This is a genomic window from Saccharopolyspora ipomoeae (assembly GCF_029952525.1).
Taxonomy (GTDB): Bacteria; Actinomycetota; Actinomycetes; order Mycobacteriales; family Pseudonocardiaceae; genus Saccharopolyspora; species Saccharopolyspora ipomoeae.
This window is the reverse complement of the sequence record NZ_JASAOF010000027.1, coordinates 14,674-31,360: the sequence shown is the minus strand read 5'-3', so window position 1 is coordinate 31,360 and position 16,687 is coordinate 14,674. Positions and strand designations below refer to the sequence as shown.

The 16,687-nt window shown below is 71.2% G+C and carries 14 protein-coding genes; 10 read left to right on the top strand and 4 right to left on the bottom strand.

The window, feature by feature from the left end; translation table 11 throughout:
• Positions 1-7: 7 nt before the first annotated feature.
• On the bottom strand, positions 8-4,405 hold the full coding sequence (locus QFW96_RS27065; RefSeq protein WP_281458565.1) for an ATP-binding protein: 4,398 nt from the start codon (positions 4,403-4,405) through the stop codon (positions 8-10).
• A 562-nt stretch (positions 4,406-4,967) separates the two neighbouring features.
• Here QFW96_RS27065 and QFW96_RS27060 point away from each other — a divergent pair.
• From QFW96_RS27060 to QFW96_RS27040, 5 genes are all read left to right on the top strand, one after another.
• Positions 4,968-6,068, top strand: a complete 1,101-nt coding sequence (locus tag QFW96_RS27060) for a 3-deoxy-7-phosphoheptulonate synthase (RefSeq protein ID WP_281458564.1) — start codon at positions 4,968-4,970, stop codon at positions 6,066-6,068.
• Positions 6,069-6,107: 39 nt separating this feature from the next.
• Positions 6,108-6,380: an SH3-like domain-containing protein gene (locus tag QFW96_RS27055; RefSeq protein WP_281458563.1), complete on the top strand. Its 273-nt coding sequence runs from the start codon at positions 6,108-6,110 to the stop codon at positions 6,378-6,380.
• On the top strand, positions 6,373-6,651 hold the full coding sequence (locus QFW96_RS27050; protein WP_281458562.1) for an SH3-like domain-containing protein: 279 nt from the start codon (positions 6,373-6,375) through the stop codon (positions 6,649-6,651). The genes QFW96_RS27055 and QFW96_RS27050 overlap by 8 nt, the downstream gene beginning before the upstream one ends.
• Complete coding sequence (locus QFW96_RS27045) at positions 6,648-7,238, top strand: nitrile hydratase subunit alpha (protein WP_281458561.1); 591 nt, start codon at positions 6,648-6,650, stop codon at positions 7,236-7,238. The genes QFW96_RS27050 and QFW96_RS27045 overlap by 4 nt, the downstream gene beginning before the upstream one ends.
• A 72-nt stretch (positions 7,239-7,310) precedes the next feature.
• Complete coding sequence (locus QFW96_RS27040) at positions 7,311-8,345, top strand: zinc-dependent alcohol dehydrogenase family protein (RefSeq protein WP_281458560.1); 1,035 nt, start codon at positions 7,311-7,313, stop codon at positions 8,343-8,345.
• 4 nt (positions 8,346-8,349) lie between these two features.
• Here QFW96_RS27040 and QFW96_RS27035 read toward each other — a convergent pair whose 3' ends face one another.
• On the bottom strand, positions 8,350-9,573 hold the full coding sequence (locus QFW96_RS27035) for a cation:proton antiporter (protein WP_281458559.1): 1,224 nt from the start codon (positions 9,571-9,573) through the stop codon (positions 8,350-8,352).
• A 279-nt stretch (positions 9,574-9,852) separates the two neighbouring features.
• Between QFW96_RS27035 and QFW96_RS27030 the strand changes: the two genes are divergently transcribed.
• From QFW96_RS27030 to QFW96_RS27015, 4 genes are read left to right on the top strand one after another with little or no spacing between them, the layout of a single operon-like run.
• A complete protein-coding gene (locus tag QFW96_RS27030) occupies positions 9,853-10,740 on the top strand; it encodes a hypothetical protein (RefSeq protein WP_281458558.1) in 888 nt (295 codons plus the stop codon).
• Positions 10,741-10,759: 19 nt separating this feature from the next.
• Entirely contained in the window at positions 10,760-12,328 is a 1,569-nt protein-coding gene (locus tag QFW96_RS27025; RefSeq protein ID WP_281458557.1) for a hypothetical protein, read from the top strand.
• A 4-nt stretch (positions 12,329-12,332) separates the two neighbouring features.
• Positions 12,333-12,704 (top strand): ATP synthase subunit B family protein, encoded by a 372-nt coding sequence (locus QFW96_RS27020; RefSeq protein ID WP_281458556.1) that lies wholly within the window; start codon positions 12,333-12,335, stop codon positions 12,702-12,704.
• Between the two features lie 19 nt (positions 12,705-12,723).
• Positions 12,724-14,199 carry a serine/threonine protein kinase gene (locus QFW96_RS27015; protein ID WP_281458555.1) on the top strand — a complete coding sequence of 492 codons (1,476 nt, stop codon included), beginning with the start codon at positions 12,724-12,726 and terminating at the stop codon, positions 14,197-14,199.
• A 71-nt stretch (positions 14,200-14,270) separates the two neighbouring features.
• Here QFW96_RS27015 and QFW96_RS27010 read toward each other — a convergent pair whose 3' ends face one another.
• Complete coding sequence (locus QFW96_RS27010; RefSeq protein WP_281458574.1) at positions 14,271-14,492, bottom strand: hypothetical protein; 222 nt, start codon at positions 14,490-14,492, stop codon at positions 14,271-14,273.
• On the opposite strand from QFW96_RS27010, the gene QFW96_RS27005 reads away from it, so the two are divergent.
• Positions 14,394-14,765, top strand: a complete 372-nt coding sequence (locus tag QFW96_RS27005; protein ID WP_281458573.1) for a GntR family transcriptional regulator — start codon at positions 14,394-14,396, stop codon at positions 14,763-14,765. The genes QFW96_RS27010 and QFW96_RS27005 overlap by 99 nt on opposite strands.
• A gap of 426 nt (positions 14,766-15,191) precedes the next feature.
• Here QFW96_RS27005 and QFW96_RS27000 read toward each other — a convergent pair whose 3' ends face one another.
• Positions 15,192-16,649 carry a carboxylesterase/lipase family protein gene (locus QFW96_RS27000; protein ID WP_281458554.1) on the bottom strand — a complete coding sequence of 486 codons (1,458 nt, stop codon included), beginning with the start codon at positions 16,647-16,649 and terminating at the stop codon, positions 15,192-15,194.
• Positions 16,650-16,687: the final 38 nt, after the last annotated feature.

Below are 16,687 nucleotides of genomic sequence, written 5' to 3'. Positions count from 1 at the left end.
GTCGAGGTCAGTTCGTGCCGCGCTCGACGGCCGCGATGATGCGCGACCGCAGCTCGGCGGGGCTGATGATCGAGTCCACCGAGCCCATCTCGACCGCGCGCTCGATGCTGTGGATCCGGTCGAACTCGGCGGCGACCTCGCCCAGCTTCTCCGCCCGCACCGCGGACCGGACGTCGGCGAGCTGGGCGGTGAGCGCGTCCCGCTCGGCGTCGTCGGCGTTCGCGAGCTGGTCCTGCAGCTTGGCGACGCGGGGATCGCCGGTGGTGCGGTCGCGCACGTCCCGGGCGAAGACCACGGCCGCTGCCGGGGCGCCGCCGATGACCGAGGCGTAGGAGCCTTCCACGGCCAGGACGGTCATGTTGGGGTTGAGCGCCTTGGAGAAGACGACGAACGCGCCGCCGTGGTAGCGGGAGATCACGCAGAACACGATGGGGCCGTCGAAGTTGACGATGGCGCGGCCGATCTCGGCGCCGTACTCCAGCTGCAGCTTGCGCATCGACTCCGGCGAGCCGTCGAACCCGGAGAGGTTCGCCAGCACCACCAGCGGACGGTTCCCGCTGGCCGCGTTGATGGCCCGGGCGGTCTTCTTCGACGACAGCGGGAACAGGGTGCCCGCGGTGTAGGCGTCGGGCCCGTCGGTGGGCAGGAATCCCCGTCGCGGCACAGAGCGGGACTCGATGCCCAGCAGGCACACCGGGTGGCCGCCGACGTGCGCGTCCTGCACGACGGCGGTGTCGGCGTCGGCCATCCCGGCCCAGCGCTCCAGCACCTCGTGGTCCTGGTCGGACACGGCGCGCATCACGGTGCGGATGTCGAAGGGCTTCTTGCGGTCGGGGTTGTGCTCGGGCGAGAAGATCTGGCCGACCCGGGTGAATTCGCTGCCGTCGATCTCGTGCGGGAAGTCGCAGATGTCGCGATCGACGGGGTCGCTGGTGCCCGCCGAGCGCGGTGCGGCCTCGCCGGGGGCGACGTAGGTGTGCTCGTAGTGCGCCATCAGGACGTCCCGGGCACCGGTGAGGTGCGGCGCCCAGTACTGGGCCTGCCCGTTCGGTCCCATCACGCGGTCGTAGCCGCCGATGCCGAAGTTGTCCTCGGCCGAAACACCACCGGAGAAGTCCAGCGATTGCTTGCCGGTGAGCACCATCGCCGAATCCGGCGTCATCACCAGGATCCCCTTGGTGTGCATCAACATCGTGGCCTCGGCGTTCCAATAGGGCTGAGCGCCCACGTTGATCCCGGCCACCACGACGTTGATCTCACCGCCGCCCTGGGTGAAGGTGATGATGCGCTTGAGGACCACCGAGATCCAGTCCATCGTCTCGGTGCCCGAGGTCATCGAGATCCTGGCCCCGGCCGACAGCGCGAACCACTCCAGCGGCACGCCCATCTCCTCGGCCAGGTCGATCGCGGCGACCACGCGCGCGCACTCCGGCTCGGCGAGCGCACCGAGCGAGCGGGTCGGATCACCCAGCAGCACAACGCGTTTCACGCCCTCGGGGTGCAGCGTCGTCGGCGTGCTGGCGACGCCGACGACGAGTCCCGCGTCGTTGCCGCCCTTCGGCCGCTCCACCGGTACCAGCGCGCCGTCGTGCAGGTCGTGCTCGACGAACGTCCCGTCGGCTCCGGCGAGCAGGCCGATCAGCTCGTAGGGGTAGGCGGTGCCGCGCCGCGCGGCCCGCAGCACCTTCTTCCGGTAGTCGTCGAGTGGCTGCTCCGGTTCGCCCGCGGCCACGTGCTCGCCGGAGATCGGGTCGCGGGTGAGGCGGGGGAGTTGCCGGGAGAACCACCGCTGCAGCACGTCGCGCGCCAGGTCCGCCACCTCGGGGAACCGCGTCCGGGCGGCTTCGACGAGGCGTTCCAGCAGGAGTTCTGCGCGTTCCCGCAGCGACTCGTCCGGCGGTGGCACGCCGAGGAACCGGGTCAGCAGCTCGGAAGCCAGCACGACGTCGTCGGGCATGCGCTGCAGCGCCAGGAACGTCCGGAAGACCGCGGCCTCCAGCTCCGGCGTGCGCACCAGATCGGTCACGCCGTGATGCGCGAGCACGCCGCTCAGCACGGCCTGGAAACCCGCGCTCGCACCGGATCGGTCGGGGTCGAGGCTCTGCAGGTAGCGGTGGAAGTGCTCGCGCGGGCTGTGCGGGCCGGCGGGGTCGGCTTCGTCGCGGGGCTTGTCGCGCGCGAGTTCGGCCAGGTCGGCGAACACGGCCAGCAGATCCAGCTCGCCCGAGCACGGGCGCGCGCCCAGCTCGGCCCGCGCGGTCAGGTAGTCGGTGAGCAGTCCGCGCCGGTCGTCGGCGTCGAACCCGAGCAGCAGGTCCCGCAGCTCGCGCAGGCCGCGCTCGACCCGCTGGGCCGCGGAGTCCGCCTCGGGTCGCGCGGGGAGGTCGATCTCGACGGGTTCGGCGGTCTTCTCGGTGGGTTCGGCGTCGTCGGCCAGCGGCTCCAGCCGCAGCAGCGGCGCGCCGGTCTCGACCTGGTTGCCCACGGCTGCGGGGCATTCGCGCACGCGGGCGCGGAACGGTGCGCGCAGCACCGTCTCCATCTTCATGCTCTCCAGCACCAGCACGGGCGCCCCGGCCTCGACCTCGTCGCCGACCGCCAGCGGAGTGGCCACCACCAGGGCCGGGGCGGGGGAGCGCACCACGCCGCCCTCGTCGCGGCTGATCCGGTGCGCCACCCCGTCGATCTCGACGAGGTGGTTGGGGCCGTGGGTGGCGGAGACGAACCGGAAACCGCGCCCGTTGACCCAGATCCGCCCGCTGTGGGCGTCGAACCGCTCGATCTCGACGTCGGCGGGCTGCGTCTCACCGCCGCCGCTGATGCCCACGCGGAAGCGCTGCGCTCCGATCCGGGATACGCTCACCCGGTAGCCCACGCCGCGCAGCTCCAGCGCCAGCGGTGCCCCGGCGTCGTGCCGGACCTGCGGATATCCGCCGCGCGCGGTCGCCAGCAGCCGCTCGCGGGCCTCGGCCTCGGCGTCGCCGTAGACGTCGATGGCGGCCGCCGCCAGGGCGATCGCCGAGTGCCGGTGGGTGACCAGGTCGCCTTCGGCACGGACGCGGTCGATCCAGCCGGTGTCGGCGGAGCCGTCGATGACCTCGGGGCGGTCGAGCAGGTCGAGCACGAAGCTCTTGTTGGTGGCGCCGCCCTCGATGACCACCGTCGTCTCGGCCATCGCACGGCGCAGCCGGGCCAGCGCCTGGTCGCGGTCGGCGCCGACGGCGATGATCTTGGCGATCATGGAGTCGAAGTCGGGCGGGATGGTGTCGCCCTCGCCGACGCCGGTGTCGACGCGGATGCCGGGGCCGGCGGGCAGCACGAGCCGTGCGATGCGGCCCGGTGCGGGAGCGAAGTCGCGGTCCGGGTCCTCGGCGTTGAGCCGCGCCTCCACGGCGTGCCCCACCTCTCCGGGCCGGGCACCTTCCAGCGGGCCGCCACCGGCTACGTGCAGCTGCAGCCGCACCAGGTCGGTTCCGGTGGTGGCCTCGGTGATCGGGTGCTCGACCTGCAGGCGGGTGTTGACTTCGAGGAACGCGAACAGCCGCTCGCCCGGGTGGTAGAGGAACTCGACGGTGCAGGCGCCGCGGTAGTCGACGGCGACGGCCAGCCGCTCGGCGGACTCCTTGAGCTCGCGGGCCTGCTCGGCGTTGAGCACCGGCGAGGCGGACTCCTCGATGATCTTCTGGTTGCGCCGCTGCACCGAGCAGTCCCGCACGCCCAGCGCCCAGGCGGTGCCCTGGCCGTCGGCGATGACCTGCACCTCGACGTGCCGGGCCCCGGTGACCAGGCGTTCCAGGAACACCGCGCCGGAACCGAAGGCCCGCTCGGCCTCCAACCGGGTGCGCTCGTAGGCCTCGGTCAGCTCGGCCTCGTCGTGGATCACGCGGATGCCGCGCCCGCCACCACCGGCGGTGGCCTTGAGCATCAGCGGGTAGCCGATGTCCTCGCCGACGCGCAGCGCCTCGTCCAGCGTGGCGACCTCGCTGCGGCTCCACGGCGCCACCGGCACTCCGACCTCCTCGGCGAGGAGCTTGGCGCCGATCTTGTCGCCGAGCCTGCGCATCGCCTCGGCGCTGGGGCCGACGAAGGTGACGCCGATGCGGTCGCAGAGCTCGGCGAACGCCGGGTCCTCGGCGACGAAACCCCAGCCCACCCACGCCGCGTCCGCGCCGGAATCGACAAGCGCGCGCTCCAGGACGGCGTGGTCGAGGTAGGGCCGGGCCGAGGCCGGGCCCAGCGGGATCGCCAGGTCGGCTTCGCGGACGAAGGTGGCGTCGCGGTCGGCGTCGGTGTGCAGCGCGACCGTCTCGACGCGTCTGCCGAGCTCGGAGGAGAGATCCCGGACTGCGTGGATGAGCCGCATCGCGGCCTCTCCGCGGTTGACGATGGCGACACGGCTGAACATCGGTCGAGCCTCCCGAGTACCCGCGTGCGGAAGGCGACGCCCGGGCACCGGAGCGCCGGTCGAGACCTGTCCACAATGGTCGATTGCTCCACGGGCGCACGGGCGTTCCGCATCGCCCGTGCCGGATCTGGCGCGAAGCACGTCAGCACCCTAAGTCCGGAACAACTAGGGAAATGCCGGATTCTCGCTGGAGATCAACACCGCCCCTGTGAACGCCGCCCGCCCGGGATGGCGTCCGCGCGTTGTGGATGCGCTCCGACGGTTCCGTGCGCTGCGCGAACGAGTCCCACGAGTCCTGTGTGGATTCCCAGTTCGGTGGTTCGTGAACGACAGCTGAAGAGACGCAAGGCTTGTCGTCGATGCGAATCCGCCGGTTGCGACGGGTGCTACGGTCCTGGAGCGGTAGCAACGCGGCTGTCGTTGTGGTTCGGCCGGTCACCCCGAGACGAGCCGGCCTGCGGAGCTTCACTCGCCGCACGCTGACGTCCCACCTCGCGCCGGATCGAGAGAGACCGGCCCGAGAACGCTGCGGCGGGCACGGTCACCGAAAGGACTCCCCGCCATGACTTTGACCGCAGGGCCTGCGGACATCACCCCCGAGCTGGACGATCAGCGGGTCACCGCCGTAAACCCGCTGATCTCACCCGCGCTGCTGCGCCACGAGCACCCGATGCCGTCGGACGTGGCCAAGACCGTCGCGCACGGCCGCGCCGCCACCGCCGACGTCCTGGCGGGCCGGGACGACCGCGTGCTGGTGGTGGTCGGCCCCTGCTCGGTCCACGACCCCGAGGTCGCCCTGGACTACGCCCGGAGGCTGGCGCGCAAGGCCGACGAGATCCGCGACGAGGTGCACGTCGTGATGCGCGTCTACTTCGAGAAGCCGCGCACCGCGCTGGGCTGGAAGGGCCTGATCAACGACCCGGACCTGGACGGCAGCTTCGCCGTCAACAAGGGCCTGCGCACCGCCCGCAAGCTGCTCCTGGACATCGGTGCCCTCGGCCTGCCGGTGGGTTGCGAGTTCCTCGACCCGATCCTGCCGCAGTTCGTCGCCGACGCGGTCAGCTGGGGCTCCATCGGCGCACGAACCGCCGCCAGCCAGGTGCACCGCCAGCTCTGCAGCGCCCTGTCGATGCCGGTCGGCATCAAGAACTCCACCGAAGGCGACGTGCAGGTCGCCGTCGACGCCACCCGCGCGGCCGCGGCGAGCCACGTGTTCACCGGAATCACCCCCGACGGCGTCGCGGCCCTGCTCACGACCACCGGCAACGACGACTGCCACGTCATCCTCCGCGGCAGCACCACCGGCCCCAACCACGACCCGGACGCGGTCGCCGACACCCTCGCCCGCCTGCGCAAAGCGGACCTGCCGGAACGCGTCCTGGTGGACTGCAGCCACGGCAACAGCGGCAAGGACCACCACCGCCAAGCCGAGGTCGCCACCGAGCTCGCGGATCGGATCGCCGACGGCGAACCCGGTCTCGTCGGCCTGATGCTGGAGAGCTTCCTGACCGAGGGCCGCCAGGACCTCGTCCTCGGCAGAGCCCACGACCTCACCTACGGCCAGAGCATCACCGACCCCTGCCTCAACTGGCCCACCACGGAATCCCTCCTCACGACCCTCGGCACAGCAGTCCGAACCCGCCGCGACCAGATCCGCCGCTGAACCGGTGCGGGAGGCGGTTCGCGGGGATAGCGTCGGGGTGTGAGCAGAGTCAACGACGTCGGCGGGCAGCAGGGGTTCGGTGCGGTCGACCCGGACGTGGACGAGGCCCCGGTCTTCCACGCGGACTGGGAGGCGCGCGTGTTCGCGCTGCAGCGGGTTCTGCTGGCGCGCGGTGCCTACAACCTCGACGAGTTCCGCGACGCGGTCGAGCGGATGCCGCCCCAGGACTACCTGACCTCCTCGTACTACGAGCGCTGGCTGGCAGGCATCGAAACGCTGCTGGCGGAGAAGGGGTTGCTGGACCGTGAGTGAACCGCGATTCGCCCCCGGCAGCCGGGTCCGCGCCGCGCCGGTCGACCCGCCGCACCACACCCGCGTCCCGAGGTACGTGCGGGGCCGCGTGGGTGAGGTCGTCGAGTGCCAGGGCGCGTACCCGCTTCCCGACGACCGGGCGCGGCAGCGACCCGACTCCCGCGTCGAACCGGTCTACACGGTCCGCTTCGCCGCCCGCGACCTGTGGGGCGACGGTGCGCACGACGTCACGGTCGACCTGTGGGAGTCCTACCTGACGGAGGAATCATGAGCGGTGATCACGCGAGCCTGCCCGTCGCGGCACGGGTGCGCAGGCTGGAGGAGCGGCTGATCGAAGCCGGTCTGACCAGCGACGCCGAACTGGACTCGGCGGTCGCGAACTTCCTCGACAACGCGTCCCCGACCAACGGTGCCCGCGTCGTGGCGCGCGCCTGGACCGACGACGGGTTCCGCGCTCGCCTGCTCGCCGACGCCAACTCCGCGCTGCACGAGCTCGGGCTGTCGATGGGAGGTGGGCTGCAGGACCAGCGGCTCAAGGTCGTCGAGAACACTCCCACCAGCCACAACGTCATCGTCTGCACCCTGTGCTCCTGCTACCCGCTGGCGCTGCTGGGGCCGTCGCCGAGCTGGTACAAGTACGAGGCCTACCGCTCGGGCGTGGTCCGCGATCCGCGAGGCGTCCTCGCCGAGTTCGGCCTGCACCTCGACCAGGACGTGAACATCACCGTCTGGGATTCGAGCGCCGAGACCCGCTACATGGTCCTCCCGCGCCGCCCCGACGGCACCGAGGACCGCGGCGAGGCGCAGCTCGCCGAGCTCGTCACCCGCGAAGGGCTGATCGGCACCGCCGCCGTGTGACGACCTGGGACCTCGGCGCCGCTGGTCCGCGGTTACAGTCGCCCGACGTCGTCGGTGTCCTGGGAGTGAGCAGTGCGAGCAGTCGTCTTCGATGCGATCGGTGCCGAGCCGGAGGTGCGCGAGGTTCCCGAGCCGACCGCCCCCGACGGCGGAGTCGTCGTCCGGGTGCACGCGACCGGCCTGTGCCGCAGCGACTGGCACGCCTGGGCGGGCCACGACGACATCGCCCTCCCGCACGTGCCCGGTCACGAGCTGGCCGGCGTGATCAGCGCCGTCGGCGCGGGCGTGGCGAACTTCGCGGTCGGTGACCGGGTGACGGTCCCGTTCGTCTGCGGCTGCGGTCGCTGCGAGTGGTGCGGCAGCGGCAACGCCCAGGTGTGCCCCGACCAGCAACAACCCGGCTTCACCACGTGGGGCTCGTTCGCCGAGGAAGTCGCCCTGCACGCCGCCGACACGAACCTCGTCGCCATCCCCGACGGCGTCGGGTTCGAGGCCGCGGCCGGACTCGGTTGCCGCTTCGCCACCGCCTACCGGGGCCTGGTCGGCCGCGCCCGGCTGGCCGAGGGGGAGTGGGTCGCGGTGATCGGTGCGGGAGGCGTCGGCCTGAGCGCGGTCATGATCGCCAAGGCGCTCGGCGCCCACGTCGTCGCCATCGACCGCAACCCGGGAGCCCTCGCGGTCGCCCGCGCCCTCGGCGCCGACCACACCGTCGAAGCCGGAACCGACACCCCCGCCGCCGTCCACGACCTCACCTCCGGCGGCGCCCACGTCGCCGTCGACGCGGTCGGCAGCGAGCGGACCAGCTCGGACGCGATCTTCAGCCTCCGCCGTCGAGGCCGCCACGTCCAGATCGGCCTCCTCCCACCGGTCGACGGCCACCCGCGCATCCCGATGTCCCGGGTCATCGCCTGGGAACTCGACCTCCTGGGCAGCCACGGCATGCCGGCCACCGACTACCCGGGCATGCTCGCGCTGATCGACCAGGGCCACCTCGCCCCGCAAGCCCTCATCGAACGCACCATCGGCCTCACCGAAGCAGCCACCCTGCTCCCCACCTTCGACCAAGCCGCGGTCGCAGGAATGACCATGATCAACCCCGCGCTGTGAGGGGTCATGGGTTGACCTGGTCCGTCGGCGTTGGGCTGCTGCGGGAGATGTGGGTGGCGATGAGGGGGAAGAGGAGGACCGTCACCGCTCCTGCGCAGACCATGACCGAGGCTGTTGTGCCGGTGATGAGCCGGGAGGACGCGGCGATCTGGGTGACCGCGACGATGATCGGCAGGCCGGTGGCCGCGTAGAGGCCGAGCGCCATCTGGTCGCGGGTGCCGGTGATGCCGGATCGGGTCGTGGTCCACGCTTCGCGCAGGAACACCGGCAGGCCGCGCACGAGCAGGATCACCGCGATGAACCCGAGCAGCAGCGGCCACTGCGAAGCGACCGCGGCGATGTCGATGGCCATCCCGCTCGTCACGAAGAACACCGGGATGAGCAGGCTGAACCCGACGATCTCGATCTTGTGCGAGATCTCCTCCGCGTGACGCTGGGCGACCGCCTGCAGCACCGCGTTCGACAGCAGACCGGCGGAGAACGCGCCCAGAGCGACGTCGAGTTCGAGCACGGCCGTCAGCAGCATCAACGTCACCAGCACGAGAACGGTGATGCGCAACGTGGTCTGCATCGTCGTGTTCGAGGCACCCATGACGGCTCGGCCCAGCAGCGGCAACCTGCGCAGGATGCGGGCGGGGAGCGCGACCACGATCACCGCCGCCGCGGCGAACGCGAGCAGCACGACGGCGGCCTGCCACGTCCCGCGCGTGGACAGCAGCACCGACATCGCCACGATGGGCAGCAGCTCGCCGTAGGCGCCGTGGGTCATGATCGCCCGCCCCAGCGGAGTGCCCATCCCGCCGGAGTCCTTCAAGATCGGAAGCAGCGTGCCCAGCGCCGTCGACGTCGAGGCGATCGCGATGACGACCGCCACCTGCACCTGACCGCCGGTCAGCAGCAGTCCCGCAGCGACGCCGAGAACGGCGCACACCAGCCAGGTCAGCGCCGCGTGCCTGCCCTGGGCCCCGTGCATGTCCGCGACCCGGACCTCGAACCCCGCCAGCAGGAACAACAACCCCAGCCCGAGCTCGCGCAGGAACCCCACAGCGTCGGTCTCGCTCGCCAACCCGAGCGCGTGCGGCCCGATCAGAGCCCCGAACACCAGCAGCCACACCACATCCGGCACCACCCGCCGGGTGACGAGCGCGAACACCGGCCCCAACGCCGCGGCCAGCGCGATCCACCACACCGACAGGAGATCAGCCACCAGCCCGTGCTCAGCACCCATGTTGACCAACGCTAACCGCACCCGGACCGGAACGCCGGGTCGACGAGCCGAGGACGTCCAGCGAGCGGCGGCGCGTGGAGCGTCGCGCGGTCGTTCCGGGGCTGTGACGACCGGGTGAGAACGCGCCGCACCGCCCGGAAAACGGTTGCGCCAACCGGGCGAAAAGTTCCGGAACCGGGTCGTCGTCCCCGTCGTCCCACTACGGTTCGTTCTGCTCGACGGTGGCTCCGGGTGATCTCGCTCGTCACAGTGCCGTCGCGCACCAGGTGGGGAGGCAGGTTGGCTGAGACGACGACCGGCGATCGGCCGATGCCCGCCGTGCTGGCGCTGGCCGAGTTGGGCGAGCTGTTCAGCTCCGGGGACGGCGCGAGCCACCTCATCGAGGCCCGGCCCGGCTGGTCGGCGAAGCTCTACGACGAACCCGGTGACCGCGCCGAAGCCGACCGCCTCGACGAACTCGTCGCCTTGCCCGCAGCCCTTCCGGCGGAGGACGTCGCGACGCTGCGCCGCCACACCTGCTGGCCGGTCGCGCGCATCACGACTCCCGAGAACCCGGCTCGCGGGTGCGTGATCCCGGAGATCCCCGAACCACTCGCACCGCTCCGGGGCGTGCGCGCGACGCGGGCCCAACGCCTGGGCGCGTGCCGGGAACTCGTGGCAGTGGCCGAGGTCCTCGAACGCCACCACCTGGTCCACCCGGACTGGTCGGAGGACACCGCTCGTTGGGGTCGGGACGCCTCGGTGCTCGTCCTCGACGTCGACAGGTGCGCGCGCGGCGCGGTGCCGAACGCGCGCCGGGACGGCTGGGACGACCCGCTCGCCCCGGCCGCGACGGACGCCGACAACGCCACCGACCGCTTCCGCGTGGCTCTGCTCGTCGCGCGCGTCCTCACCGGGAGCACCGAAAGGGCCGCTGTCGCCCACGACCTGGCCGACTCCGACGGCTTCGGCAATCGGGGGCTCCGCGAAATCCTGCTCGACGCGCTGCTCAGCACCGACCGCGAGCAGCGGCCTTCGATGGTGGAGCTCAGCTCGGTCCTGGCGGGCGAGGTCTACGCCGGACGCGGCTCGTTCACCGCGCGCGGTCCGCTGCCCGCCCGCGCCGCGGCCGCCGCGAGCACGCCGAGTCCCGGCGCCGAACCGATCTCCGTCGAATACCTGGATTGACCACGATGCGCTGGAAGCGGTGGGACCGATGAAGTGCCACTACTGCGGTGTCGACCACGCCGACGAACTCGTGCGGTGCCCGGAGTGCGGCCGGGACCGGGTCCCGGCCAACTCGGAGACGGTGCCGCCGACCCGGGTCGTGCCGGGAACGGGGTTCAACCGCGACGCGACGCGCTACCTGTGCGCGGCGTTGCAGATGAACGCGAGCCTGAACCACCAGGCGCACAAGAAGATCCTCAAAGCGCACTACCGCACGATCGCGTCCTCGCCCGGGGTCGATCTCGTCACCGTCCTCAAGTACGGGGCGGCCGCGCGGTCCAGGCAGATGATCCGGGACGTGGTTCTGGTGGCGCTGCTGGTGATCGGTCTCGTGCTCCTCGCGAGTCCCGAATCCGAGTGGGTGCTGCTGGCGTTGTTCGCCGGATGGGCCGTGCTGCTGGTCGAAACGCTGTCCACCCAGTACGGAGTTCTGGCCAAGCGCCTGCGGCGCGACGTGTTCGACCCCGCGCACGCGCCCGCACCCGGCAGCGGTGCGATCCGGGCCCGGCTGGACGCCATCGAGCTCCAGAACCGGGGGAACGTCACGGTTTCCGCGCAGTACGGCCCGTTCTCCGGTTACGGCGACTCGTTCGGGAACTGGTCGTTCACCCTGAACGTGGCGAAACCGGCCGAGGGCTGCGCCGACGTCATCGACTTCACGACGGGCGAGCTGCGGGACCACATCGCCGACGCCGTCCGCGAGATCGGGCTGCCGGGACTGGTGGTCGAGGACCGGGTCTTCGTCAGCGGCCTGGACCTGCTGCACGGCCTCGATCCGGCGGTCAAGCGCGCCGTGCTGCCGAACGAGCTCGCCGCCCCGGCGGCTCGGGTCGACGAGGACGTGATCGCCCGGATGCGCGAGGACGCCACCAGCAGGGCGCGCCCGTACCTGGTGATCCGCGTGGGCGGGTGGAGCGGTGATCTCGTGGTGACGCTGTTCCTGCGGTTCTCGCTGCTGCCGCGCGGGGATCAGCTGCACGTCGAGGCGAACTACTCCTTGCTGCGGCCGATCCACGATCGCTACCAGCAGGTGGACCGCCTGCTGGACGCGCCCACGCCGCTGCAGCTCGCCAGGGCGACCCGTTCGTGCCTGCTGCGGTTCGTGCCGGTCACCTTCGGGGCGGTGACGCGGTTGTCCTCGGTCGTGCTCGCACCGCTGGAGGACGTGCTCGGGCGGATGCGGGAGGCCCGTGCCATCAAGCACGGCCGCAGCTTCAACTACGGCGCTGAGATCTGCCTGCGCGAGCTGGCCGCCGAGAAGTGGTACCACCGCTACTTCCAGGCCCTGGACAAGGAGATGTACTCCAAGGTCGTCGAGCGGCGCGTGGTCGACGCGCTGGAGGAGTTCCTGGACGAGCACGACATCGACACCCGGGACCTGCGGGAACGGCAGACCACCATCCTCAACAACGGTGTCTACGTGTCCGGGCAGGGCAGTCTGACCGCGGGAAGTCTCGCCGTGGGCACCAATCCGATCGCGAAGGTCGTGTCGCGAGCGGGAAGCACCTTCACCCGGCCCCGTTCGGCGCCGGCGGGCAGAGGGAAGTGATCGCATGGCGGAGAACCACGGGATCAACATCAGCGGATCGGGTCAGCTCAACGCCGACGCGGTGGCCGCGGGGCCGCACGCGCGGGCCGTCTCCTACGGCAACTCCCGCGAGCTGCGGGAGTTGCGGGAGCAGATCCAGCAGCTGCGGGCGGAACTGCGGCGCGCCGTCGACGACGGCGAACTCGATGACGGCGAACTCGCTGGCGGTGCTGTGCGCGAGGCCGACGAGCTGGTCGCTGCTGCGGAGGAGGACACGCCCGACAGGGGCAGGATCTCGCGGCTGCTGGCCGGGATCTCGTCCTCGGCCGGACACGTCGGTGAGCTGGCGACCGCGGTGACGAACGTCGAGGGTGCCGTGAGCGCCTTCTTCGGCTGATCGGGGAGGGCGCGTCGGGATGGCACAACCGCAGGAAGGCGACCTCGTCGGCGGGCGCTACCGACTGCTGCGCGCGTCCGGAGCTCGATGGCGAGCCCGCGACGAGGACAGCGGCGAGCAGGTGAGCCTGGAACGGACCCGGGTGTCCTCGGCGCAGGACGCCGCCGACCGGGTCGCCGCGTTCGACCGGCGGCGCACCGAGCACGCCCGCCGGCGGGCCGCCGCGCAGCGCTCCAGCGCGAACCTCGTCCTCGCCGACGAGCTGGTCGCCGACCAGGACGTGCTGTGGTCGGTGACCCGCCTGGTGGAGGGCCGCACCCTCGAAGAGGACGTCGCCGCGTACGGGCCGGTGCCCGAGACGACCGCGACACCGATCGCCGAGGACCTGCTGCGCGCGCTGGCGGTCGCGCACCGCGAGGGCATCGCGCACGGGGGAGTGTCACCGCAGGTCGTCCGGCTGACCGGCAGCGGCGAGGCCGTGCTCACCGGCTTCGACACGCCCCTCGGCGATCCGGCCTACCGCGCGCCTGAGCACGACGAGGAAGCGCCGACCGCGGCCGGGGACGTGCACGCGCTGGGCACGACCCTCCAGCACGCGCTCACGGGCAGGCAGCCGGGCCAGGCCGATGACGCTCCCGCGGGCGAGCTCGGCAGGTTGATCGCGCGGATGCGCGGAGCCGATCCGGCGCGCCGTCCCAGCGCGGCCGAGGCGCTGCGGTTGCTGCAGGCGCCCGCCGCCGAACCTCCCGCGACGATCGCGGAACCGACCGAGACGACCCCGTACCGGGTTCTGCCGGTGGTCGGGGTGCTGGTGGCGATCGGGCTGCTGCTGGTGTCGATCATCGGTATCAGCCAGGTCGACACCTCCGACGACTCGACGTCGGATTCCGACGAGGCCTCCACGACCACCTCGTCCTACGACAGCACCTCGTCCTACGACTGGGACGAGAGCGACAGCTACGAGTACGACAGCACCGAGACCACGACCTCGACGACCGACTCGACCGAGGAGGCGTTCGAGGACGTCGAGGAGGGCAGCTGCCTGCCCGTCTACCAGGACGGCGAGGGCGAGTGGAACACCTCGACGCCGCCGGACGCCGTGCCCTGCAACGACAAGACCGCCGGCGTCTTCAAGGTGATCAGCACGTCGCTGGACAGCTCGGAGTGCACCAGCGGCTCCTCGGACTACGTCCCGTGGAGCTACACCGGAGATTCCGGGTACACCACGACGCTGTGCCTGGACCGGGTGTGGGTGCCGAGGTACTGCGTGCTGGCCGAGACCACGCCGGACGGCGGCGTGCAGATCGGGACGACCACCGCCGTCGACTGCGACGAGACCGAGCTGCCCGGCCACTACAACACGGTCCTGGTCGTCTCCAGCGTCAAGAACGACCCCAACGCGTCGTGCGCGAGCAGCTCGTCCGACACCACCCGCTACTTCTCCCTGCCGGCCGACGAGGGCGCATCGCTGGTGTGCCTGACCTTCCCGGCCTGAATCGTCAGGTCGTTCCCTTCCCTGTTCACGGCCGGTTCGCGAACCGCGGTTGGCGATCTCTCATCGATCCATCAACCCAGGGATCTAGAGTAATGGGGAGATGGGTGATCGAGTTCCGCGTTGATGCCGGCTCCGGCGTGCCGCCGTTTCGGCAGCTCGTCGACCAGGTTGAACACGCGGTTCGCCTCGGTGAGCTGTCCGCGGGTGACCGTCTGCCCACGGTCAAGCACGTCGCGGCTAGTTTGGTCATCAACCCGAACACCGTGCTCAAGGCGTATCGAGAGCTCGAACATCGAGGGCCCGCGAAGGGGCGTCCTGGTCAGGGGACGTTCGTCGAGCAGGGCCGGATCGGCCCGGGTCGAGAAGCAGGAACTGCTGCGCGAGGAATTGCAGCAGTGGCTCGACCGGGCCTACGGGGCCGGAATGGACACCGGCGGGATCGCCGCGCTCGTCGCGACGGCCCTGCACGACGGTGCAGTGCAACGCGATTCGTGAAGTCTGGGGGCCTGCACTGGCGGCGGGAACGCTACGACAGGCACGCTGCCGCTGTTCGGCGAGCCGGGTGAACCCTGAGGCTCTGAGTCGAGTCGCCTACTTCGACCAAGAGCACTGCGACGAGGGGCTCGCCGATCGAGCTCAACGCGGTCGTGCCGATCAGGCGCGACGACCTCTACGCGGCACCGATCGCGTTCCACGCGGGCGGTCAGGCTCCCGGTGACTGGCGTTACGTGGGGATCGGGTGGCCCGGACTGCTCGATCTTGTACTACCAGTCATCGGACCGGTTCCGGCTCTTCCAGTTCATCGAGGCGGGAATCCTGTTGGGACGGACCGCAGCCTTCCTTCCTCGCAACCACCTGGTGGTGGCCGCGCACCCGATTCAGCTGAGTCGAGCCGTGCAGTGGGCGCGGCCGAGGAATTCCACGCCCACTGCACGTGCCGCGCTGCGCTCGGCATCGATTTCGTGCCGAGGTGCTGCGCTCCCTGGCATCGCTCAGGCGGGGTGGCCTCCGCGGTGCCTGCGATCCCAGATCTCGGCCGAGGTCGTGGTCGGGTCGCTGGCGAGGGATGGGGGAGTGTCCCAGATTCGGGCGGACCAGTCGTCGGCCTGGTATCGCGGCCAGCCGGGGTCGCCGGTGACGGCGAACGAGATCCAGGCGCGGCGCATCGCCGTCGACAGCACCTCGAACTCGTCGGGACCGGCTGGGAACGGCTCGTCGAGCAGGGGGCCTCCGGGCGTGGGGATGCCGAACACGAACGGGACCTCCAACCCGTGGTAGGCGCCCAGAGGGCTTGCGGACCAGGCGAATTCGTAGAGGAACGTGCGCCCGCCGCTCTCGGCGTGGGCGCGGGCGCTCCAGCGTGACGGCAACCGGAACATGCCGTCGGTCGCCAGTGCTGACGACACGTCACCGTCGCTGATATCGGGTCGATCATCGCGATAGTCCTGCACCGCGGCGGCATCGAGACCGTAGTTGTGGGCGTCCTGGACCGGGTTCGCCTCAGACCGGTCGAGCGCGGCGGTCCAGATGTTCGCCTCGTCCCGAGTGGCCCCGCAGATCAGATCGATCGCCCGCCCGGAACCGGTGCTGCGCATCGCTTCCCAGGGCCGTTCGTCGAGCAACGCGCCGTCGAGAATCACCGCGTAGGGACTGTGCGGGTGGCTCCACGCGCTGGGGTCCTCCTGCATCCTCGTCACCGGCGTCCACTGAGCGGCGTGGATGGCCTCCGCGGGCAACGACGCCAACGCCTCGGCCGTCTGCGGCACGCCGAGCTCATCGGTGATCATCGCCGAGACCGTGCGTCCCTCGTCGTGCGGGACGAACAGGCCGCCGGGGCTCTGCGCGATCGCGCGTTGGAACAGCCCTTCGGTTCCCCGGCCCGCCACCAGCGCGATGAGCGAGGTCGCGCCCGCAGAATGGCCGAACACCGTCACGCGGTCCGGATCGCCACCGAAACGGAAGATGTTGTCGCGCACCCACCGCAGCGCGGCGAGCTGATCGAGCACGCCGCGATTGCACGGGGCGTCGGCAACCCACCCGAAGCCCTCGTAACCGACCCGGTAGTTGACCGACACGAACACCACGCCGGCCTGGGCGAACGAGGTTCCGTCGAACGCGGGCGAGGCCGCTGACCCGGCGTAGAAACCACCCCCATGCAACCACACCATCACGGGCAGATCTCCGCCTCCGGTCTGCGGGGTCCAGACGTTGACCGTGAGGCAGTCTGGATCAGCAACGGGCATCGGAATCGCCGGATGCGCGGGTTGCGGAACCCACGCACCGAACTCCCGGGCTTCCCGGACCCCGTCCCACCTGGGTGCCGGGGTCGGGGCCTGGAACCGCCGCGGCCCGAGCAACGGGCCCGCGTAAGGGACCCCGCGGAACGCCGTCACCCCCGCTGCCGACACCCCGCGAACCGCGCCGGATTCCGTTGAGACGACCTCACTCATGTTCTCCCCACCACCTGAGCTGCCGGGTTCACTCGTCG